Raw genomic sequence first — 21747 nt, forward strand, 5'->3', positions numbered from 1 at the left:
GGATCACGGGGCAACGCGTAGCGCAGCCGCGACCACGCCTTTTCCACCGGGCTGGTCCCCCGCCGAGCCGTCCGAGGAGCCCCATGACCCGCAGCCCGCGCCTCGTGCTTTCCGTCGTCGCCCTGACGGCGACGACCGCCCTGCTCACCTCCTGCCAGGACGACGACTCCGGCGACGGAAAGGCAGGGAACGCCGCCGCCGCGTCCCCGGCCTCACCCTCCGCCGCGTCCCCGGCCTCACCCTCCGCCGCGTCCCCGTCATCGCCCTCCGCCGCTGCCCCGGCATCCCCGTCCGCCTCGCAGCCCGCCGAGTCCCCCGACGCCGCGAGCAGCGCGACGGCCGAGGCCACCGGGGGCTCCGGCGGGGGCACCGACGACGACCAGCCGAAGAAGGTCTACTGGGAGGGCGTGTCGCACTACCTCGCCCCCGGCAAGTACTCCGTCACCGACGACACGACCAAGAAGGAGCGGGCCTTTTTCACCTCCACCAAGACCGTCATCAACGGCAACGGCTGGATCTGCGGCACCGAGGAGAAGACCCAGCGCTGCACGACCGCGCAGCTCGACGCCGCCACCAAGAAGGGCAAGCGCCTCGTCGTCAAGATCGCCGAGGACGGTACGGCCGTCACCATCGACGAGCAGCACAACTGACGCGCGCCCCGGGCGGAACCCCGCCACCCCGGTGGCCGGGGCCGCGCGGTCCCCGCCCCCTCACTCCTCCGGCCCCGCCCCCCCCACTCCTCCCGGCCCCGCCCCCTCACTCCTCCCGGCCCCCCGCCGGCTCGCTCTCCAGGGCCTCGCGTACGTCTCCCGTCGCGCCCGGGCCGTCTCCTATGCCCTTCGCCGCGAGGAGTTGGCCGTCCCGGACCTTCAGGTGGGTCACGCGGGTGTTCGCCGTGCGGGGGTAGCCGATGACCGAGCGGGCGTAGTCGTCGCCCCGGCTCAGGGTGGGGGTGAGGCCGCCCGTCGTCACCTTCGTGCCCTTGTCGAGCGCGTCGCGCACGGTCCGCGCGGTCACCGGGCCGTCACCGAGGGACTCGACGATCCGGCGCAGCGCGGTGTACGCGATCCAGGTCGTCTGCACGCCCGCGTCCGCCGGGTCGATCGCGTTGTCACCGAAGGCGTGCCGCGTGATGACTTTCCGCATCGCCGCCCAGCGCGGGTCGGACGCGGGCGGGTACCAGCCGGTGACCGCCGCGCCCTCGTACGGCCCGACGCGCCCCCGGACCGGTCGACGAGCCGCTGGCTCACGCTCCCGAGCACCGAGCCGACCCGCACGCCGGGCACCGCCCCAGCCGCAACCACTGCCCCCGTACCCGTCCCCGCCCCCGTCCCCGTACCGCCCGAAGGTGCCACGCGGCGGAAGGAGTCGATGAAGACCGCCGTGCTGTCGCCGAGCGCCACGCTCACGCAGCGGCGCCCCGCCGGGGCCGGGGCGAGTCGGCCGAGTACCTGCCCCGCCTGCGGGGTGTAGTCGCTGGAGGCGGCGGGCACGGGCAGGTCGACGACCTCGCCCGTACCGCCCGCGCCCCGCAGCCCCGCGCGCAGCAGGTCCGGCCAGGTGTCCCCGGTGACCCCTTCCGGGCGTACGAGCGCCACGCGGTCGCAGGGCGGGGCGATTTGCGCGCCCTCGGCGGCGATGAGCGCGGGCAGCCCGCCGTTGACCGGGTACGAGTCCGGGTTGACGAACTCCTCGTGCGTGATCCCGTACCCGCCGAGGTAGGGGATGCCCGCGAGCGAGATCGGCGAGAAGATCGCCGCGTCCTGCTCGCTGTACGAGCCGACGACGGCGACGGCCTTCTCGCGCACCGCGCGCCGGGCGCACCGCCCCGCCGCGACCGACTCGTTCCCCTCGTCGCACACGAGGACCCGCAACTTCCGGCCCCTGATGCCGCCCTGGGAGTTCACCCACCGCTCGTAGGCGCGCGCCATCGCGGTCATCCCCGGCGCGTTGGTCCCCGTCGTGTGCAGCGGCGCCCACGTCATGACGGTGACGGGACGGTCGTCGTCGTGCCCGCCGCCCGGCAGCACCCCGCAGCCGCTCACGAGCAGCCCCCCGAGCGCCGCCACGAGCGCGGCGCGCGAGGCCGCGCGGAAGACGGTACGTGCCCCGGGGCGCCGGGCGGGCGCGGGGCGGGGCCTGGGTCGGGTGCGTATCGGGAGCGGGCCGGTGGTCATGGCGCCGCAGCCTTGCCGCCGTGCGCCAACCGGTGCGCTACCCACGGTCAACGGGTGGTGACGGCCGGGTGAACAGCGGGGGACCGGTACGGCGCGTTCCGGGCGGAACGTACGATCACTGACCGTGCAAAGCCCGGAGAACCCTTCACGCCGCAGCCGCCGCTCCTCCACCATGGGAGGCATGCCACTCAACGACATGCCGTGGTGGCGCTGGCGCAGCACCGTGCGTTCCGCGCTGCACATGCTCTCCGACCCGGCGTTCCAGCAGGAGTACTGGCTCGCGGGCCGCGAGGAGTACGGGGACGTGACCGACGCCGTGTACCGGCTGGTCGAGGACACCTGGCTCGACAACTGGCCCGCCGAGCGCTACCTCGGCTCGGTCTTCCGCGACAGCGAGGAGACGACGCTTGTCGACGCCGCCGTACTGCGCGTGCTGCGCATCCTGCACCAGGTCGGCCCCGACGCCCCCGCGACGGCCTACCTCCAGCACCCCGACTGGCCCGAGGCCCTCGCCGCCTGCCGCGCCGCCCATGTCCGCCTCGCCCTCGCCGACGGCGACGACCCCGACCAGCCCCCGCGCACGCTGGGCGAACTGCGGAGCCTGTTGCGCACCGCCTGAGGGAGCGGGCGGGCGGCCCCGTGCCGCCCACCCCGCCTCCCGCGACGCCGCGCCGTTCGCGCGCCGCCCACCCCGGACCCCGCTCCTCGCGACGCCGCCCGGGCCCGTGACACTCGCCCCGGGCCCCCGCGTCACCCGCCCCGGTCCCGCCTTGCGGACATCCGTCCCGCGCGCCCCCGCGGTGTGCGACCCTGGCGGGCATGACTGAGCAGCCCGCACCCGTTGTCGGCTCCGCCGCCCCCGCCGCGCCCACCCCCGGCTACGTACTGACGCTGGCCTGCCCCGACAAGCAGGGGATCGTGCACGCCGTCTCCAGCTTCCTCTTCATGACCGGGGGGAACATCGAGGACAGCCAGCAGTTCGGGGACGCGGACACGGGGCTGTTCTTCATGCGCGTCGGCTTCTCGGTGGAGGCCGCCGGGCAGGACGGGGAGCCGACCGGGCTCGACAAGCTGCGCGCGAGCTTCGCCGCGATCGGCGAGGCGTTCCGGATGGACTGGCAGATCCACCGGGCCGGGGACCGGATGCGGGTCGCGATCCTGGTGAGCAGATTCGGCCACTGCCTCAACGACCTGCTCTTCCGCTCCCGCAGCGGCGCGCTCCCCGTCGAGATCGCCGCCGTCGTCTCCAACCACACCGACTTCCGCGAGCTGACCGCGAGTTACGGCGTCCCCTTCCACCACATCCCCGTCCCCAAGGACGGCAAGGCGGAGGCGGAGCAGCGCTTCCTCGACCTCGTCGCCGAGGAGGACATCGAACTCGTCGTGCTCGCGCGCTACATGCAGGTCCTCTCGGACGACCTGTGCAAGAAGCTGAGCGGCCGGATCATCAACATCCACCACTCCTTCCTGCCGAGCTTCAAGGGCGCCAAGCCCTACCACCAGGCGCACGCCCGGGGCGTGAAGCTCATCGGCGCGACCGCGCACTACGTGACCGCCGACCTCGACGAGGGCCCGATCATCGAGCAGGAGGTCGAGCGCGTCACGCACGCGGCGACCCCCGCCCAGCTCGTCGCCACGGGCCGCGACGTCGAGTGCCAGGCGCTCGCGCGCGCCGTCAAGTGGCACGCCGAGCACCGCATCCTGCTCAACGGCCGCCGCACGGTCGTCTTCGCCTGACGTGGGGGAGGCGGGGACGGGCCGGACGCGCACCGTTCAGCGCGTCTCGCCCACCACCGTCACCACCGCCGTCACGAGGGCGACCGCGCCGAGCCCGTAGACCCACAGCCGCACGCGCGCCGGCCTGCGGAACATCTGCTCGCTGAAGTACACGCGGGCCGGCTTCTCCGGGTCGAAGACGAGGCCGCGCTGCCGGGCCGGTTCCGTCGTGCGGCCGCGTTCCCACACGGTGCGCTGCTCGTTCGCGGCGACCTCGTAGGCCCACAGGACGTCGATCCTGCCCTCGTCCGGGATCGTGCGCCGCACCTCCCAGCCCACGGTGTGCGTCCCCCGGCTGCGCAGCGGTTTCTGCCGCAGGTACCGGGGCGCGAGGTACAGCAGCGGGATCACGGAGAGGAACAGCAGGGTCTCGCACAGATCGAGCACGGAAGCTTCCTTCGGGGAGCGCGCGCGGCCCCCCGGTCGCACGTCTGTTCTGCCGGGGAGTCTATGCCCGCTCACCGGCAGCCCGGCGGGACTTCGCGGGCCGGGGCTTCGCGGGCCGGCCCGGGGCGGGCTCTACAGCCTGCTCAGCGCCGCCGTCGCGCGCAGGACACGCAGGATCGTCGCGCGGTCCCCGTCCTGCCCGAGCGCGGCCTCCTCGGGGGCCAGGTGGCCCGCCGCGAGCTCGCAGAACTCGACGCCGTCGAGGCGGACTTCGGCCACGTCCTCGTACGGGACCGTCTCGCGCTCCGCCTTGGGATCGACGCCGATCCGCCAGACCCCGCGCGCGGGCCCCTCTATCTCCAGCCGGAGCGTCCTGCGCACGCCCACCGGGGCGGCCTCCTCCGGCGCGGGGAAGGCCGCGAGGGTCTGCGGGACGAGACGCGAGGCCAGCTCGATGAGCTGCTTGAGGTGCGGGCCGGCCGGGGCCGCGTACGGATAGTTCACGGCCGTCGCGACGTCCCAGGCGTGTATCCACGTCTCGAAGGCCCGCTCCAGGAGGGCGTCCCGCAGCGGGAGCGAGAAACCGCCGTACGGGACCGGGTAGCGGCCCGAGCCGACGCCCTCGCCGTCCGTGAAGCCGACCGTCCGCACGAGGGCGTGCGTCTGCTCGCGCCAGGGCGCGTGCTCGGCGCGGGTCGGCGGGGCACCGAGCGCGGTCAGGTACCGCTCGGTGCGTTCCTCCGGCGGGACGGGCATCCCCGGCGCGTGCGCGCCGAGCGGCTCGGGCAGGCCGATCGCCGCCGCGACGAGCCCGTCGACGGCGAGCAGGTGCGCGATGACCCCGGCGACGGTCGTACGGCGCCCGGCGGGCCCTTCGGGCGTCCACCAGCGCAGCCGCACCGGGGCGTGCCAGTCGGCGTCACCGAGGCTCTGGAGGAGCGCGTCGAGCCGGGCCGTCTCGGTGTCGTACGGCTCCGCCCAGGCCGGTACGGGCACCCGCGGCGGCCGCCGCTCCAGGCAGCGCGCGAGCACGCGGGCGCGGAGCGAGGGATCGAGGTCGAGTGGTTCCTGCGGGTGCAGCAGCCCGACCGCGTCGCGCAGCCGCAGCGCCTCGTCGGCGCAGGCACCGCACACCCCGAGGTGCGTCTCGACGGCCAGGGCCTCCTTCGCCGAGCACGCCGCGAGCGCCCACGCCCCGAGCAGGGACCGCAACAGCCGGTGGTCCCCGAGCAGCGGATCGATCCCCGAGACCCCGAACGAGGTGTACGTCACGCACGAGGGCTCGCCTGCGCCGTCTCCTTCCCGGTGCTCACCCATACCTCCCACCTGCCCACGCGCCCCGCCCCCCACGCCGGACGCGCTCCCCGAGCGGGAGCCGGAGCCGCCCCCCGCGCCGGACCCGCGCCCGCTGCTGCCGGCCGCCTCGCGCAAGCCTCCCGCGACGCCGCTCGCCTCCCCGCCCTCCTCCCGCCCGGCCCGCCCGGACCCGCTCACGTGGAGGGCTCCCCCGCGCCGGGGACCGGGAGGTCGTGGGCGGTGGAGAGGAGCTGGAGGCCCAGGCGGAGGCGGCGACGGGCCTCCTCCTCGGTGATCCCGAGGTCGGCGGCGGTCTGCCGGTAGGTCCTGCGGCGCGCGTAGGCCTGGTCGATCGCCTCGCGCAGCGGGCGCGGCATCGCCCGCGCGATGTAGTCCGCGCGGGCGGCCGCGGCGGCCCGGTGGATGCGGGTCTCGGCCGCCTCGGCGCGGACCCGGCCCTCCTCCGTACCGGCCCCCGCGCCCATCAGCGCCTCCGTCTCGGACTGCCGCAGACGTCGTACGGCCTCGACGCGGGCCGAGGCCGCGAGGTGGGAGCGGAGCGGCTCGCGCGCGGGCTCGTACCGCTCGGGCGCCTCCCACAGCAGCGCGAAGACGTCGTGCGTGACCTGCGCGGCGGCCTGGTCCTCGCCGAGGACGCGGCGGGCGAGGCCGTGCACGAGCGGCGCGAAACGGTCGTACAGCTCGCCGAGCGCCGCCGCCTCCCCGCGTTCGAGCCGCTGCCGCAACCGCGCGTCGCGGCGGCGTGCCTCCTCCATCGGCCGAAGACCCCCTGGCTGTCCGGGTGCGACCCCCGGGGACCGGCTCCGCACCGCTGTTCAGCCCATCATCCCCTTCCGGGCCCCGAATGGAAGGTCCCCCCGTGCTTCCATGCGCTCCTTTACGGCAATGTGCGCCCTCTGCGAGCCTGGAGGTGGTAAAGGGCGGACGAATTGCCCGGTTCACCCCCGCACGCGACAGAACGGGGGAAGTTCGATGAACCAGGCCCTCGCTCCATGCGTCCTTCACAAGGGGGACGGGGGCGCAGGGGGGCGCGCGGGGGAAGTGTGACGGCGTACACGGCGGTTTCGGGGAAGGTCCCCGGGGTAGCGGCGGGTTCACCGAAGAGCAGAAGCGGAACGGGAGCTTCCGGAGCGCGGAGGCGGAAGTCGAGCGGAAGGCGTAGGACGTGGAATTCCAGGTCACCGACGAGGAGCGGGACGGCTGGGCCGTGCTGCGCGTCGCGGGAGAGATGGATCTCGTCTCCTCGCCGTCCGTGCGGCAGCGGGTGCACGAGGCGGTGGCGCGCGGGCGGCACAGCGTCGTGCTGGACCTGTCCGAGGTCCACTTCTGCGATTCGAGCGGGGTCGGCGTGCTCATCGCCGCGCGACGCCTCATGCGCTCCTGTCACGGCCGCTTGCGGATCGTGCTGCCGGCGCGGGGCGCCGAGGAGGGCTCGCACGTGAACCGGGTGCTCGCCGCGCTGGGCGTGCGGCGGCTCTTCGAGGTGTACCCGGACGTGGCGAGCGCGCTGCTGGAGGACGTGAGCCCGCTCTCGGCGTGACCGGGCGGCCGCGTGCCCCCGTCGTGTGGCCCTGCCGGGTGGCCCCCGTCACCTGGTGAACACCTGCGCGCTTGGCCGCTCTGTCCTGCGAGGACGCGCACCGGGCGGCGTCACCGTCCGGAACCGGGTGGTCACTCCGGTACCTTCGGTGCAATGCGAGTGGTGTGGGCTTCCCCGGGGGACCGGGCGGGGCGGAGTGGCGCGGCGGCCTGTTCGACTGCTCGCGCGGGGCGTCGCACAGTATGCCTCAGACGTACTCCTTCGTGCGGGAATATGCCCGAAGCGCTTGTTGGGGTGACAGAACGTCAATCATGCTGTCTCTCCCCGGGATCACGGTCGGTGATCCACAGTGCCCAGCGGCGGCGGACCCCGTGCCCGCCGGTTCGGATGGTGTGAGCGGTGCAGGTGCTACAGGTGCAGCTCGAAATCGGTCCCGATCCCGCCGAGGTGGGCCGTGCCCGCAGATGGGTGCGCTCCCGGCTCGCCGGTTCGGGCATAGGGGCGGACGAGCCGGTCGCCGAGACCCTCGTACTGCTCGTCTCCGAACTCGTCACGAACGCCGTCGTGCACACGGGCCGCCCCGCGCTGCTGCGCATGCGCCTGCCGGACATCCCGCGGCCCGCCGTCAGTACGGTACGGGTCGAGGTCTGCGACGAGTCGACGCGCGCCCCGCAGCCGCGGCACGCCGCCGAGGCGGACACCAACGGGCGCGGCCTGGAACTCGTCGAATGCCTCGCGGACCGCTGGGGGTGGAGCCCGGCGCGGGCCGGGAAGAGCATCTGGTGCGAGGTGGACCGTCAGGCCCCCGCCGCCTGTCTGCTCGCGGCCCGCGCGCTGTCCACAGGCTGTGGACGCGGCCCGTCGTGACCGCCGGGGGGCGGGGCGCCCCGGAAGGTGCGGCGGTACGCGGTCGGGGTGACGCCGAGCGTCGCGCGCAGGTGTTGCCGCAGTGACTGCGCGCTGCCGAAACCGCAGCTGTCGGCGACGCGTTCCATCGGCAGCGCGGTCGTCTCCAGGAGGTAGCGGGCCTGCTCGACGCGCTGCCGGGTCAGCCACGTGCCCGGGCTCTCGCCGGTCTCCTCGCGGAAGCGGCGCGTGAAGGTGCGTACCGACATCGCGACCCGGGCCGCGAGCCGGTGCAGCGGCAGCGGCTCGTGCAGCCGCTCCAGCGCCCAGGCGCGCGCCGGGGCCGTCGAATCGCCGTGTTCGGTGGGCACGGGCCGTTCGATGAACTGCGCCTGCCCGCCCTCGCGGTAGGGCGGTACGACGGTGTGCCGGGCGACGTCGGCCGCGACGGCCGCGCCGTGGTCGCGCCGTACGACGTGCAGGCACAGGTCGATCCCGGCCGCGACCCCCGCCGAGGTGAGCACGTCGCCGTCATCGACGAAGAGGACGTCCGCGTCGACGGCGACGCGCGGGAAGAGACGCTGGAAAAGGGCCGCCGAGCTCCAGTGCGTGGCGGCGGGGCGGCCGTCGAGGAGGCCGGCGGCGGCGAGCACGAAACCGCCCGTGCAGATCGACATCAGGCGCGTGCCGGGGCGTATCCGGCCGAGCGCGGCGGCGAGTTCGGGCGTGAGGCGGCCCTCCTCGTGGACGGGGCCGAGTTCGTAGCTCGCGGGGATCAGCACGGTGTCGGCGGTCGCGAGCGCCTCGGGGCCGTGGGCGACCAGGATCGTGAAGTCCGCCTCGGCGCGGACCTCGCCGGGCGGGCGCACCGAGCACGTCACGACCTCGTAGAGCGGGGCGCCGCCGGCGTCCTTCGCGCGGCCGAAGATCCGCTGCGGGATGCCGAGTTCGAAGGGGAGGACGCCGTCGAGGGCGAGGACGACGACGCGGTGCGGGCGGGGGGTGCCGGGCGTGCTGCGCATGGCCCGATCCTAGCGAAGGGTGTCCCTCGGGCCAATGGTTCCGGGTGCGCGCGCACGCGAAGCTGGCCGCATGACGCAGACAGAGGACCTCGCGCCGCTCCCCGCGCCCCCCAAGTCACCGCATGTGCACCGGGCTTGGTGGGTCGCGGTGGTCACCTTCGTGACGATCGTCGGGGCCGCCGCCTTCATGTCGGTCCCCGGGCTGCTCATCGACCCGCTGCACGGCGAGTTCGGGTGGTCGCGCGGGACGATCGGCTTCGCCGTGTCGGTCAATCTCGCGCTGTACGGGCTGACCGCGCCCTTCGCCGCCGCGCTCATGGACCGCTTCGGCATCCGCCGGGTCGTGGCGCTCGCGCTGCTCGTCATCGCGGGCGGCTCGGCGCTCACCGTCACGATGACGACCTCCTGGCAACTGATCCTGTACTGGGGCGTACTGGTCGGCCTCGGCAGCGGTTCGATGGCGCTCGCCTTCGCCGCGACGGTCACCAACCGCTGGTTCCTCGCGCGGCGCGGCCTCGTCACGGGCATCCTCACGGCGGCGGGCGCCTCGGGCCAGCTCGTCTTCCTGCCGCTGCTGTCCTGGATGATCGAGCACCACGGCTGGCGCCCGGCCTCGATCACGGTGGCGCTCACGGCGGCGGCCGTTGTCCCGCTCGTGTGGCTGCTGCTGCGCGACCACCCGGCGGACGTGGGGCTCGCGCCGTACGGGGCGGGGGAGTTCGTCCCCAAGCCGCCGCCCGCCGTGGGTGCGGCGCGGCGCGCGCTGACGATCCTCGGACGGGCCGCCCGCACCGGCCCCTTCTGGCTCCTCGCCGGTTCCTTCGCGATCTGCGGCGCCTCGACGAACGGCCTCGTCAAGACCCACTTCGTGCCGGCCGCCCACGACCACGGCATGCCGGTGACGGGCGCGGCCTCGCTCCTCGCCGTGATCGGCCTCTTCGACGTCATCGGCACGGTCGCCTCCGGCTGGCTCAGCGACCGCTTCCCCGCTCGCCGCCTCCTCGCCGTGTACTACTCCCTGCGCGGCCTGTCCCTCCTCTTCCTCCCGCTGCTGCTCCGCGCCTGGGACGAGCCGCCGATGCTGCTCTTCATCGTCTTCTACGGCCTCGACTGGGTCGCGACGGTCCCGCCGACGGTCGCCCTGTGCCGCGAGCACTACGGCGAGGACAGCGCGATCGTCTTCGGCTGGGTCCTCGCCGCGCATCAACTGGGGGCGGCCCTGGTGGCATGGCTGGGCGGCGTGGCCCGCGACACCTTCGGCTCGTACGACGTGGTGTGGCTGGCGTCCGGGGGGCTGTGCGCGGGGGCGGCGCTGATGGTGCTGGCGCTGCGGGCGGCGGCGCGGGACTGACCCGGAGGTGGGTGCGTCCCGGAGCCGTGGTCTTCGGGGCGGCGCGGGTCCAGTCGGTTGTCGTTCAGCGGGACTTGGCGATTCTCTTCGCGATGCGCTCGGCGTCCAGGGCGAGTTCGCGGAGCATGCCGGTGATCGGGTTGGTGTAGCCGGTGAAGTAGAGGCCGGGGGCATGTCGCGCGGTGTGTGAACCGTGCGTGCGGGGGCGGCCGTTGTCGTCCAGGACGCCGAGGTGGCCGACGAGTGGTTCGAGGCCGCGCCGGTAGCCGGTGGCGGCGATGACCGCCTCGGGCCGTATCCGTGAGCCGTCCGCGAGCACGACCTCGCCGTCCGCGAACTCCGCCATGGCGGCGACGGGTTCGACCTTCCCGGCGCGCACGGCGGCGATCAGTCCGACGTCCTGCACGGGGATCGCGCCCTGCCGCACCCGCGTGTACAACCCGCCGCTCGGGCGCGCGAGACCCTTGTCGGTGAGGTCGGGCACCGAGAGGCGGCACACCGGGTCCGCGAGCACGTCGACGAGCTTCGCGGGCAAGCGCCGTACCAGGATTCCCGTGCGCTGCGCGGGCCAGCCGAGCGTTGAACGGCGCAGGATGTAGGGGGGAGTCCGTACCGCGAGCCGTACGCGCGCGGCCCCGCCCTCGGCGAGGTCCACGGCGATCTCGGCGCCCGTGTTGCCGACGCCGACGACGAGCACGTCCTTGCCCCGGAAGGGCTCAGGATCGCGGTAGGCGCGGGCGTGGAGCACCTCGCCCCCGTACGAGTCGGCTCCGGCCCAGTCCGGCACGTACGGCGTGTGGTTGAAGCCCGTCGCGACGACGACGGCGCGTCCTTCGAGCACCCGGCCGCCCCCGGCCCGCAGCCGCCAGCCGCCCCCTTCGGGAAGCGCCTCGATCCGCTCGACGGCGACCCCCGTGAGGACGTCCAGCTCATGGAACTCGGCGTACTTCTCCAGGTATTTGACGACGTCGTCCCTGCCGACCCAGCGCCCGAAGCGGCGCGGTATCCGCAGCCCGGGGAGCGAGGAGAGCTTGCGGGTGGTGTGCAGGTGCAGCCGGTCGTAGTGCCCACGCCAGGAGGCGCCCACCTCGTCGGCCTTCTCGACCACCACGGCGGGCACCCCGCGCCCGCGCAGTGCCGCCGCCACGGCGAGCCCGCCCGGCCCCGCCCCGATGACGTAGACGGGAGCGAGCGCGGCGGCGGTCGAGGCTTCGGGCATGTACCGGAGAGTAGTGTCCGGTGGGGCGGAGGGGACCGGCGCTGCCGCGAAACCGGTTGCGAATGGGTCACGGTCGTGCGGACGATGCGCCATGACGACCGCGACCGCCCCCGCCTGGCACCTGCGGCGGCTGGGGTACGAGCCGGTGCGGGACTTCCAGTCGTGGGCCAGGGGGTGAGGGCGGCAGTCGCCGGCCGGGTACCACGCGCGGGCGGCGGCGCTACGGCCAGAGCAGCTCGCGCGCCCATCCGTCCGCGTGCAGCGTGTACCGCACCCGTACGTGCCGCCGCGACTGCTCGCCCTGGAAGAACTCGATCTCCTCGGGGGCCAGGTGGTAGAGCGTCCAGTCGGGGGCGTCGGCCTCCGGTTCGCGCTGGGCGCGGGCCCAGGCCGCGTCGGCGGCCGTGCGGAGGGCGGCGGGGGAGTCGAGGGGCTCGCTCTGGTGGGTCGTGAGGGCGGCGGCGAGGGCACCGGGGGAGTGGGCGTGCAGGTCCGCGAGCGCCTCGGCGTGCGGGGCGGGCGCGACCCGGCCGCGGACGCGGACCTGGCGGCCGAGTACGGGCCAGTAGAGGCACAGGGCCGCGTACGGGCGCGCGGCGAGCTGGCGGCCCTTGCGGCTGCCCGCGTGCGTCGCGAAGGAGAAGCCGGCGTCCTCGTCGGCGTCGTGCAGCATGACGATGCGGACGTCGGGCAGACCGTCGGCTCCGGCGGTCGCGAGCGAGACCGTGTGCGGCTCGACGGCTCCCGCGTCCGCCGCCTCGGCGAACCACTGGCGGAAGAGCGGCAGGGGGCGGCCCGGGACCTGGTCGGGGTCGAGCGCGGGGAGCGTGGTGCGGCGGGGGTCCCACACGCGCTGCTCGTGGAGCAGGGCGCGGAAGGCCTCGGGTCCTGGGTCGACGGCGTCGTCGTGTGCGCTGGCGGACATGGCCCGATTGTGCGGTACCCGGGGGCGGGGTGGAGGTAGCCGGGGGGCGCGGCCCGGTGTCCGTGCGCTCTCGCGCGGCCCGGCCGGTCAGGGTGGCCGCTCGCGCGGCCCGGCCGGGCGGAGGGACCTGGGGGCGGCGTTCAGCGCGTCGGCTTGCGCCCCGTGACGCCGAGGTAGACGAGTTGCGAGAGCGCGGGCCGGATCTCGGCCTGCTTGGCGCCCCAGGAGCTGAAGCCCTTCTGGTGCGAGGCGACGCCCGCGAGCATCGTGACGAGCGCGCCCGCCGTCGCCGCCGGGCTCACGTCCTTGTCGACGCGGCCCTTCGACTGGAGTTCCTTGATCGCGGTCGTGAGCGCGGAATGCACGGAACCGAGGATCTTCACGCGCAGTTTGCTGAACCGCTTGTCGCCCTCGGCCGCGCCGAGATCGACGACGCGCAGCAGTGCCTCGTTCTTGCGCCACAGGTCCATGAACGAGTCCACGAGCTCCTGTGCGGTCTGCCAGCCCGTCTTTCCTGCCCAGCTGCGGCCCTCCAGGGAATCCGACAGGCCGGAACTCTCGGTCGCCAATTCATCGGCGAGTTCCAGTACAGCGCCTTCCACGTCGGGAAAGTACTGGTAGAAGGTGGCGGGAGAGGTGCCGGCCCTGCGGGCCACATCGATGACCTTCACATCGCGGTAGGGCGATGAGCCGAGCATCTCGCTGAGGCAGTCGAGCAGCTTCTGACGCGTCGCCTGCCCGCGCTCTCCGGCCACGCGGCCGTCGACGGTGCGTACGTGTGCTGTCATACCGTCAGCTTACCGAGACCGGCGTGTCGCGCTATTCGGCCGACTGCAAATGGGGAGCGAGCCCCGAATTGCGTGCCGGTCGGCCACTCAATTCACCTGCTGGGTAAGGGAGAAGAGCAGGTGACGTGATTTCTGGGGATCTCGGGCAGGTAATTCGGGAAGGCGGTCGGCGGGGGTTTTCGCGGGGTCCGCCAATCGGGTTCTCCGGGCCGGGATGCGGGAATCGGAAAAGGCGAATAACGTGGAGAGGATCTGTGCCGGGAGGTGGTCGGGATGCCGGATTTCGCCGAGGGCGTGCCGTGCTGGGTGGACTGCGCGCTGCCCGACGCGGCCGCAGGGCGCCGTTTCTACGGGGCCCTGTTCGGCTGGACCTTCCGCGAGCCGCCGGGGGCGGGCGAGTCGTACGCCCACGTGGGCCCGCACCTCGCCGCCGGGCTCTACCGCAAGCCGGACGGCCGCCTCCCGACCACCTGGACGGTCCACTTCGCGACCCCGGACGCGCGCCGCCTCCTCGACCGCGTCGTCGCCGCGGGCGGTAGGGCCGTCAGCGGCCCCCAGGCGGTCGGGGACCTGGGCGTACGGGCGCTCGCCGCCGACCCCGGCGGAGCGGTCTTCGGGCTGTGGCAGCCCGGCACGGACAAGGGCTTCCGCGAACTGACCGCGCCGGGCTCGTACGCCTGGAGCGAGGTGCGGACGAGGGAGAGCGCCGCCGTCGACCCCTTCTACGAGCACGTCTTCCGCTACGTGGGCCACGACGTGCCGGGGGCGAGCGGCGAGCGCCTGTGGTCACCCGAGGGGGCCGGGCCGGGGGTGGACACCGCGGTGCTCGGCCGCGCCGTGCTCGACGCCGCCGAGGCCCCCGCCGAGCTCCCCGCGCACGTGCTCGTGCAGTTCCGGGTGGCGGACTGCCCGCGGGCGGTCGAGGCGGCGCTGCGACTCGGCGGTCGGCTGCGGCGGGGACCGAGCGGGACGGCGTACGGGGAGTTCGCCGAGCTGGCGGACGACCAGGGCGCCGTGTTCGGGGTGGTCGCGGTGTAGCCCGTACCGCCCGGTAGGCCGGACCCCCGCCGCCCCGCCCCGCCCCCTTCCCGTAGCTCAGGACACTCCGGGACGCCACCCCGGTTAGCCAGGGCGGGTTTCGGAGGGAACAATCAGGGGGCACCGTGTGGCGGTGCACCGGGGCGGGCGCTGCGCAGGTGCCGCGCTCGTGGTCCCGGACGGGGAGGCGGCTGAGGAAGAGATGGACCAGCTCACACAGCACGATCCGCGACGCATCGGGCAGTTCGAGGTGCTGGGGCGGCTCGGCGCGGGCGGCATGGGCCTCGTGTACATGGCGCGGTCCGCCTCGGGGCGGCGGGTCGCGATCAAGACGGTGCGGGCCGAACTCGCGCAGGACCAGCTCTTCCGCGTGCGGTTCACCCGCGAGGTCGAGGCCGCCCGCGCCGTCTCGGGCTTCTACACGGCCGCCGTCGTCGACGCCGACCCGCGTGCCGCCGTGCCCTGGCTCGCCACCGCCTACGTGCCCGCGCCCTCGCTGGAGGAGATCGTCAACGAGTGCGGGCCGCTGCCCGCCAACGCGGTCCGCTGGCTCGCCGCGGGCGTCGCCGAGGCCCTGGAGTCGATCCACGGCGCCGGGCTCGTGCACCGCGACCTGAAGCCGTCGAACGTCCTCGTCATGCACGACGGCCCGCGCGTCATCGACTTCGGCATCGCGTCCGGGGTCTCCAACACGCGCCTGACGATGACGAACGTCGCCGTCGGCACCCCCGCGTACATGTCCCCCGAGCAGGCGAAGGACTCCCGCAGCGTCACGGGCGCGAGCGACATCTTCTCGCTCGGCTCCACGCTCGTCTTCGCCGCGACCGGCCACGCGCCCTTCCACGGCGCCAACCCCGTCGAGACGGTCTTCATGCTGCTGCGCGAGGGCCCGGACACGGAGGGCATGCCGGAGGAGCTCCAGCCGCTCATCGAGTCGTGCATGGGCATGGAGGCGGCGATGCGCCCGAGCCCCGCCGACCTCCAGGCGTCCCTGTCGCCGCACCTCTTCGCCGCCGGCGCCGACGACAGCGGCACGGCCTCGGCGTGGCTGCCGCAGCGCGCGGTCGCGCTCATCGAGTCCAAGAGCCGGACGGGCATGGGCCCCCGGCAGCCCGCGCCCCCCAAGCCCGTGCCGCCGAGCCCGCCCGTGCCGCCGAGGCCCCCCGTCGAGCCCGCCGTCCCGAACCAGCCCGGCAAGCACGCCGCCGAGCCCGAGGTCATGCTGCCCGGGGCGCGCGTCCCGGTCCGCGAGGGCCCGCGCGTCGCCGAGGCGCGCGCCGTGGGCGAGGCGGAGCGGCAGGCCGGGCATGTCGCGCTCGCCTCGCGGTGGACGCGCGAGTCCAACCGCCGTGCCCCGGTCGCCGCGCCGCCCACGACGGCGGCGACCGAGCCGCGCCCCGGCGTCCCCGGGCAGCCGTGGCGGCCCTGGCGGTTCCGCATGTCGAACGACGTGTGGGGCACACCCGTGCTCGCCGACGACCTCGTGTACGTGACGTCCTTCGAGGTGCACGCGCTCGACGTGGCGACGGGTCGCCGCCGCTTCAAGACGCGCGACGTCGCCCTCGTCATGGCCGTCGACCAGGGCCGTATCCACGCCTCGGACGGCCCCGGCGTGCACGCGCTCGACGCCCGCACGGGCAGCGAGATCTGGCGCGCCGCGGCGCCCGGCTGGGTCTACGGGCTCGCCGCCGGGCGCGGCACCGTGCTCACCGCGAGCCGCGGCGGCACCGTGCGCGGCTGGGACGCGGCGAGCGGGGAACGGCTCTGGGAGGCGAACGGCCTCCAGACCGACTTCGAGACGGCCGAGGCGGCCCCCGTCCTGCACGAGGGCACCGCCTACCTGTGGCAGGACGCCCGGCTGCGGGCCGTGGACGCGCGCACGGGCGCCGAGCGCTGGTCGTACCCGGTCGGCGACGTCAGCGCCTGCGGCGGCGTCCCGCCGCGCGTCACCCCGGCGGCGGACGGCGGCGTGTACGTGTGCGCGGGCACCCGCGTCCTCGCGATCGAGGCGCTCGGCGGGCGGGTGCGCTGGCAGTTCGAGGCCCCCGCGGTCTTCCTCAGCCCGCCCGCCTTCGCGCCGGGACCCGCCGTCACGGGCGGCGGCGTGTACGTGGCGGACTACCACGGCGCGGTGTGGGCGCTCGACGCGGAGGACGGCCGCGACCGCTGGCGCATCGCGACCGAGGCCCGCTCCTCGGTCGATCCGGTGCTCGTCGCGGGCGGTCTCGTCCACGTCGCCTCGGGCAACGGCATGTACACCCTCAACGCGGTGCACGGCACGCCCGCCTGGCGCTTCCAGGCGGGCGGCGACATCGTCGGGGCGCCGGTCGCCTCGGGCGATCTGCTGCACTTCGGCTCGGCGGACAACTGCCTCTACACCCTGAGCGCCTCGGGCGGTCAGCTGCGCTGGAAGCTCCTCACGGGCGGCGCCGTGACCGGCTCGCCCGTCGTGCGCGGCGGCGTGGTCTACGCGTGCAGCGGCGACCGCTGCGTCTACGCGCTCGACGCGAAGGAGGGGACGGGGACGCAGTCGGCGCAGGGGCGCGGCTGAGCCCCGGTTCAGCCCTTCTCGCGCCGGATCGTCGGCAGGGGAGTGGTCGGCTCGGGCTCGGCGCTCCCGCAGGGGCCCGGGCGGCTCGACCCGTACGCGCCGCTCGCGCCGCCCGCACCGTAGGAGGCCGGCGCGTGCCAGTCGTCCTCCTCGGGGCCGTCCGCGTACGGGCCCGCGCTCGCGGGCGGCGGCGGGGGCGGCGGGGCGGGAGCGGCGGGGGCCGGTTCGGGGGCGCGGACGCGGCCTGTCATGACGGCCGCCGCGAGGATCAGCAGGACCCCGCCGGCGGCGGCGGCGCCCGCGCCGGTGCGTACCCCGGAGCCGTCCGCCGCGATCGTGAGCGCGTCGCCGCCTGCCTGCGCGGCCCGTACGGCCCACAGCACCGTGCAGCCGAGCGCGATTACCCCGGCGAGCAGGACGACGGTCCGCAGGCGGGTGAAGAGGCCGAGGAGCGTCAGCGCGGCGGCGAGGAGGAACGGCAGGAAGAGCGACCACAGCAGATTGGGGTGCGCGGCCGTGATCCCGCCGGAGCCGAAGAGGTCGGGGAGCCGGTACTCGCGGCCCAGGCGCGAGGCGTACCAGGGGCGGAAGGGGCTCGCGACGGCGGCGGCCGCGCCGAGCACGGCGAGTACGCCACCGAGGACGTTACGGACCATGGCGGGGCCTCCCTGTCGGCCGTTGTCTGTCCCGCGTCTACCCGCCGCGGCGGGCGGCAGACACGGAAACCGGCCAACAGCACGGCACCGAAAGGCATTTGGGCATACGAACGCACCGGCCGTGACGGTCTTCCCCCGATGGCCGTCACGACCGGTGCGCTTTCCCCTTTTCTTTTTCCCCCGGGTCCGTGACGGCCCCCCAGCCGTCACGGACCCTCGGTCCCCCTGCGTGGCGCACGTCCCCCGTACGCCCCCGTGGTCAGCGGGGACCCGCTCACCCGGCGTCCGTGCCCCCTCGTGTCCCCCGTTTCCCCCGTGAGGACATCCCCCGTGGGGACGGACGCCGGGTGAAGATCACTTCTTCTCGTCGCCCGCGGGGCGGTCGAGTATCTTCGCCTCCGGGTCGGCGGGGCTGCCGGTGGCGTAGACGTCGCCCAGCGGGGTGATCGTGGCGTCGCCGCCCTCGCTCAGCTTCGCCTCGCCGCCGTCGGGGTTCGCCGGGCTGCCGGTCGCGTAGACGTCCTTGAGCGGCTTCATGGCGCCGCCGTTGTGCTCGGTGGCGGGCTTGGGCTGCTGGCTGTCGGCCATCGTCTCTGCTCTCCTGTTCGACGGGGACGGTGGGTTGCCGCCCGCCCGGCCACTCCCCCGGTCGGAGGCCGGGCGGGCAGTTACCGGGCGGTTCACCCTAGCGGGTGAGGAATGCCCGGAGCCGTGCCGTCTGCCCCCCGACGCGACGGAACGGTTGGAAGAAGCATGGCCGGTGGCGATAAACGAACGATGAACGCGAAACCCGTGCCGGGAAACCGCTGCTGAGCGGCCGTCCGCGTCCCGGGAGCGCCTGCCGGCGACCGCGTGCGCCGGGCCTGCCGACGGCCCCGGGCGGAGCCGAGGGGACCTCACGGAGCCGCTGGTGCCCTCGGGCAGGGGCCGGTGGGGCCGGGGGAGTCGGTCAGGGGGCGGGCACCGTCGCGCTCAGGGCCCGGACGGCGGTCGCCTCGGCGCTCGCGCCCTGCTCCTCGTACACCCTTTCCGCCTCGGCCCAGCACACGTGCGCGCGGCCGGGCTGCCCGGTGCGGGCGAGGGCGCGCCCGAGGACGACGAGGACCTGCGCCCTGCGCCACTCGCCGCCCACGTCGCCCAGGACCGTGAGCGCGTTCTCCGCGTCGACGGCCGCGCGGGCCGCCTCCGCGCCGGCGAGCCGCACCTCGGCGAGCCGGCACAGCGTCATCCCCTCCCACAGCCGCTGCCGGTTGGCGCGGAAGACGGCGAGCGCCTCGTGGAGCCGCTCGGCCGCCTCGGCGGACCGGCCCGCCGCGGTGAGCGCGAGACCGAGCGCGTACCTGCCGTTGGCGCCGCGCAGCGCGTTGCCGCTCGTGTCGTTGAGGAGGGTGCCGCGACCGGCGAGCGCGATGGCGCTGTCGAGCCGGCCGGTGGCGAGGTGGATACGCGAGAGATTGCACAGCGCCGCCGCCTCGCCCGCCTGGTCGCCGAGCGCGCGGAAGTGCTCGACGGCGGAGCCGAGATGGTGCTCCCCGACCTCGTACTCCTCGCGGTAGAGGGCGCCGACGCCGAGGATGTTGTGCGCCCACGCCACCACGAGCGCGTCGTCGGTGCCCTCGCCCCGCGCGGACTCGCCGCTCGCGCGGGCGAGGATGCCTTCCGCGTTCTCCCGCACCTGGCCGAGCCCGCCCGCCGCGTGCTCGGCGTCGGTGAGGACGAGCAGCGCCCGGTTGAGCGCCCGCCACGCCCCGTGCTCCTCGGCCCGCTCGATCGCGGTACGGGTCACCTCGCGGTACTGCCGCGCGTTCGCCCCCGACTCGCTCAAGTCCTTCGCGACCCACAGCAGATCCACGGCGGCCGCGAGCGAATCGGCCCGCTCGGTGGCCCGGCGCGCGGTCGCGAGGAGGCTCTGCGCCTCCGCGTACAGCCAGTCCTGCGCCTCCTCGGGCGCGGTCAGCTCCAGGCCCGGGTAACGGGTCGTGGCGAGGTGGTCCACAAGCCGGTCCCCGGGCCGTTCGAGGGCGTACACGCGAGCCGTCGTCGCGAGGTAGAAGTCGAGGAGCCGCCCGAGGGCGTCGGCGCGCGCGGAGGCGGGCTGCTCGTCGCGCTCGGCGCAGGAGCGGGCGTAGAGCCGGACGAGGTCGTGGTAGCGGTAGCGGCCCGGCGCGGCCGATTCGAGGAACGAGGTGTCGACGAGGGATTCGAGGAGGTCCTCGGCCTCGTACCGGTCCAGGCCGAGCAGCGCCGCGGCGGCGGCGAGCGAGATGTCGGGGCCCTCGACGAGCCCGAGCAGCCGGAAGGCCCGCGCCTGGTCGGCTTCGAGCTGCCCGTACCCCAGCTCGAAGGTCGCGGCGACGGCGAGGTCACCGGCCTGCAACTCGTCGAGCCTGCGCCGTTCGTCGGCGAGCTTCGCGGCGAGTACGGAGACGGTCCAGGTGCGGCGCGCGGCGAGCCGGGAGGCGGCGACGCGGATCGCGAGCGGCAGGAAGCCGCAGGCGGCGACGACGTCGAGCGCCGCCTCGCGCTCGGCGTGCACGCGCTCGGCGCCGACGATGCGCGTGAACAGCGTGAGGGCTTCCTCGGGGGACATGACGTCGAGGTCGACGAGGTGCGCCCCGGCGAGGCCGACCATGCGCTGGCGGCTCGTCACGAGCGTCGCGCAGCCCTCCGTACCGGGCAGCAGCGGACGGATCTGCGCGGGGTCCTTGGCGTTGTCGAGCAGGATGAGGACGCGGCGGCCGTCGAGCGCGGAGCGGTAGAGCGCGGCCCGTTCGTCGAGCGAGGCGGGCAGCGCGGTGTCGCGCACGCCGAGCGCGCGCAGGAAGCCGCCGAGCACCGTCTCGGGGTCGACGGGGTGCGCGCCGGCGCCCTGGAGGTTGGCGTAGAGCTGGCCGTCGGGGAAGGCGGCGCGGGAGCCCTGCGCGACGTGCACGGCGAGCGTGGTCTTGCCGACCCCGCCGATGCCCGCGACGGCCGAGACCGCCATGACCTGCGAGCCCGCGCCCGCGAGGGTGTCGCTCAGCTCCTTGACGAGGTTCTCGCGTCCCGTGAAGTCCGCCACGGAGGCGGGGAGCTGCGCGGGCTTGAGCGGGGGCGGGCCGCCGCGCGGGGCGGGCTGCGGGGAACGGGCCAGTTCCTCGTCGCCCGCGAGGACGCGCTGCTGGAGCCGGGCGAGCGCGGGCCCGGGGTCCACGCCCAGCTCCTCGGCGAGCAGGCGCCGGGTGTCGGTGTAGACGGCGAGGGCCTCGGCCTGGCGCCCCGAGCGGTAGAGGGCGAGCATGAGCAGTTCGCGGGGGCGCTCGCGGAGCGGGTGGGCCGTGGTGAGCGCGGTCAGCTCGGAGACGGCCTCGGCGTGGCAGCCCTGCTCCAGGTCCATCGCGAAGCGGGATTCGAGCACCTGGAGCCGCCACTCGGCGAGCCGGGCCCGCTGGTTGGCGGCGTGCGGCCCGGGGACCTGGGCGAGCGGCTCGCCCTCCCACAGCGCGAGGGCCTCGTCGCTCAGCGCTCTCGCCCGGCACAGGTCCCCCTCCTCCCGGGCGGCGTCGGCGGCGGCGACCAGCTCCTCGGCACGGCTGAGGTCGAGGGCCCGCGCGCCGAGCGCGTCGGGGTGCAGCGCGTAGCCGCCCGCCTCACTGCGCAGGACACTCCCGCCGAAGGCCTTGCGCAGCCGCGAGGCGTACGTACGGAGCGCGGCGAGGGCCTGCGCGGGGGGCTCCTCGCCCCACACGGCGTCGATCAGCTCGGGCGCCGTCGCGGTCCGGCCCGCGCGCAGCAGCAGCACGGCGAGGAGGGCGCGTTGCTGCGGGGACCCGGTGGGGAGCTGCTCGGTACCGCGCCAGGCACGGATGGGGCCGAGGAGGGCGAAGCGGAGGGGGGCGGGGGCGGTGGGGGATTCCGGCGCGGTGGGGGGTTCCGGCGAGGCGGGGTGCGGTGCGGTGGCCGGCGGTGCGGTGGCGTCCGGTGCGGTGGTGGGCGGCGAGGCGGGGCGCGGTGCGGTGGCGTCCGGTGTGGCGGTGTCCGGCGAGGTGGGGTGCGGCGTGTGGGCGGGGGGCGCCGCGTCGGTGGCGGGTCCCGCGTCCGGGGCTCCCCGCCCCGGTATCCCGGGTCCGTCGTTCATGCTCGTCTCCCCTTCGCCGGCCGCCCCGGCCGGCCAT

The 21747-nt window shown here is 75.1% G+C and carries 18 protein-coding genes and 1 pseudogene; 8 read left to right on the top strand and 11 right to left on the bottom strand.

The features are described 5' to 3' along the window. Window positions 1-83: 83 nt before the first annotated feature. On the top strand, window positions 84-650 hold the full coding sequence (locus ACIP4O_RS03200; RefSeq protein WP_401570876.1) for a hypothetical protein: 567 nt from the start codon (window positions 84-86) through the stop codon (window positions 648-650). A 106-nt stretch (window positions 651-756) separates the two neighbouring features. Here the strand turns inward: ACIP4O_RS03200 and ACIP4O_RS03205 are convergent. Beyond that, window positions 757-2177: pseudogene (locus tag ACIP4O_RS03205) on the bottom strand (ABC transporter substrate-binding protein). A 118-nt stretch (window positions 2178-2295) separates the two neighbouring features. On the opposite strand from ACIP4O_RS03205, the gene ACIP4O_RS03210 reads away from it, so the two are divergent. Next, complete coding sequence (locus tag ACIP4O_RS03210; protein WP_361320900.1) at window positions 2296-2796, top strand: hypothetical protein; 501 nt, start codon at window positions 2296-2298, stop codon at window positions 2794-2796. A gap of 200 nt (window positions 2797-2996) precedes the next feature. Then, window positions 2997-3914, top strand: coding sequence for a formyltetrahydrofolate deformylase (gene purU, locus ACIP4O_RS03215; protein WP_361319898.1), 918 nt, complete (start codon window positions 2997-2999; stop codon window positions 3912-3914). A gap of 36 nt (window positions 3915-3950) precedes the next feature. Here the strand turns inward: purU and ACIP4O_RS03220 are convergent, their stop codons facing one another. The 3 genes from ACIP4O_RS03220 to ACIP4O_RS03230 form a co-directional block, all read right to left on the bottom strand. Continuing rightward, the gene (locus ACIP4O_RS03220; protein ID WP_361319902.1) at window positions 3951-4340 is read right to left on the bottom strand and encodes a hypothetical protein; all 390 of its coding nucleotides are present in this window, start codon (window positions 4338-4340) and stop codon (window positions 3951-3953) included. 132 nt (window positions 4341-4472) lie between these two features. Beyond that, the gene (locus ACIP4O_RS03225; protein ID WP_401570880.1) at window positions 4473-5657 is read right to left on the bottom strand and encodes a maleylpyruvate isomerase N-terminal domain-containing protein; all 1185 of its coding nucleotides are present in this window, start codon (window positions 5655-5657) and stop codon (window positions 4473-4475) included. 173 nt (window positions 5658-5830) lie between these two features. Beyond that, a complete protein-coding gene (locus ACIP4O_RS03230; protein WP_401570883.1) occupies window positions 5831-6412 on the bottom strand; it encodes a sigma-70 family RNA polymerase sigma factor in 582 nt (193 codons plus the stop codon). 410 nt (window positions 6413-6822) lie between these two features. On the opposite strand from ACIP4O_RS03230, the gene ACIP4O_RS03235 reads away from it, so the two are divergent. Both ACIP4O_RS03235 and ACIP4O_RS03240 read left to right on the top strand, forming a co-directional pair. Then, window positions 6823-7197 (top strand): STAS domain-containing protein, encoded by a 375-nt coding sequence (locus tag ACIP4O_RS03235; protein WP_401570886.1) that lies wholly within the window; start codon window positions 6823-6825, stop codon window positions 7195-7197. Window positions 7198-7596: 399 nt separating this feature from the next. Continuing rightward, window positions 7597-8064: an ATP-binding protein gene (locus ACIP4O_RS03240; protein ID WP_361319914.1), complete on the top strand. Its 468-nt coding sequence runs from the start codon at window positions 7597-7599 to the stop codon at window positions 8062-8064. Here ACIP4O_RS03240 and ACIP4O_RS03245 read toward each other — a convergent pair. Then, window positions 7995-9065 carry a GlxA family transcriptional regulator gene (locus ACIP4O_RS03245; RefSeq protein WP_401570889.1) on the bottom strand — a complete coding sequence of 357 codons (1071 nt, stop codon included), beginning with the start codon at window positions 9063-9065 and terminating at the stop codon, window positions 7995-7997. The genes ACIP4O_RS03240 and ACIP4O_RS03245 overlap by 70 nt on opposite strands. 70 nt (window positions 9066-9135) lie before the next feature. Here ACIP4O_RS03245 and ACIP4O_RS03250 point away from each other — a divergent pair, with 70 nt between their 5' ends. After that, complete coding sequence (locus tag ACIP4O_RS03250; protein ID WP_401570892.1) at window positions 9136-10416, top strand: MFS transporter; 1281 nt, start codon at window positions 9136-9138, stop codon at window positions 10414-10416. Between the two features lie 64 nt (window positions 10417-10480). Here ACIP4O_RS03250 and ACIP4O_RS03255 read toward each other — a convergent pair whose 3' ends face one another. From ACIP4O_RS03255 to ACIP4O_RS03265, 3 genes are all read right to left on the bottom strand, one after another. After that, window positions 10481-11635, bottom strand: a complete 1155-nt coding sequence (locus tag ACIP4O_RS03255) for a flavin-containing monooxygenase (RefSeq protein ID WP_401570894.1) — start codon at window positions 11633-11635, stop codon at window positions 10481-10483. Between the two features lie 220 nt (window positions 11636-11855). After that, window positions 11856-12560, bottom strand: coding sequence for a pyridoxal 5'-phosphate synthase (locus tag ACIP4O_RS03260; protein ID WP_401570896.1), 705 nt, complete (start codon window positions 12558-12560; stop codon window positions 11856-11858). Window positions 12561-12700: 140 nt separating this feature from the next. After that, window positions 12701-13348 carry a TetR family transcriptional regulator gene (locus ACIP4O_RS03265; protein WP_401570899.1) on the bottom strand — a complete coding sequence of 216 codons (648 nt, stop codon included), beginning with the start codon at window positions 13346-13348 and terminating at the stop codon, window positions 12701-12703. Window positions 13349-13621: 273 nt separating this feature from the next. On the opposite strand from ACIP4O_RS03265, the gene ACIP4O_RS03270 reads away from it, so the two are divergent. Both ACIP4O_RS03270 and ACIP4O_RS03275 read left to right on the top strand, forming a co-directional pair. After that, window positions 13622-14386: a VOC family protein gene (locus tag ACIP4O_RS03270; RefSeq protein ID WP_401570902.1), complete on the top strand. Its 765-nt coding sequence runs from the start codon at window positions 13622-13624 to the stop codon at window positions 14384-14386. Window positions 14387-14588: 202 nt separating this feature from the next. Beyond that, the gene (locus ACIP4O_RS03275) at window positions 14589-16937 is read left to right on the top strand and encodes a PQQ-binding-like beta-propeller repeat protein (protein ID WP_401570904.1); all 2349 of its coding nucleotides are present in this window, start codon (window positions 14589-14591) and stop codon (window positions 16935-16937) included. 8 nt (window positions 16938-16945) lie between these two features. On the opposite strand, the gene ACIP4O_RS03280 is transcribed toward ACIP4O_RS03275, so the two are convergent. From ACIP4O_RS03280 to ACIP4O_RS03290, 3 genes are all read right to left on the bottom strand, one after another. Beyond that, on the bottom strand, window positions 16946-17593 hold the full coding sequence (locus ACIP4O_RS03280) for a hypothetical protein (RefSeq protein WP_401570907.1): 648 nt from the start codon (window positions 17591-17593) through the stop codon (window positions 16946-16948). A 354-nt stretch (window positions 17594-17947) separates the two neighbouring features. Continuing rightward, entirely contained in the window at window positions 17948-18181 is a 234-nt protein-coding gene (locus ACIP4O_RS03285) for a hypothetical protein (RefSeq protein ID WP_401570910.1), read from the bottom strand. 361 nt (window positions 18182-18542) lie between these two features. Continuing rightward, window positions 18543-21710 (bottom strand): BTAD domain-containing putative transcriptional regulator, encoded by a 3168-nt coding sequence (locus ACIP4O_RS03290; protein ID WP_401570913.1) that lies wholly within the window; start codon window positions 21708-21710, stop codon window positions 18543-18545. Between the last annotated feature and the right edge of the window lie 37 nt (window positions 21711-21747).

The organism is Streptomyces sp. NPDC088923, from assembly GCF_044749745.1.
Lineage (GTDB): Bacteria > Actinomycetota > Actinomycetes > Streptomycetales > Streptomycetaceae > Streptomyces.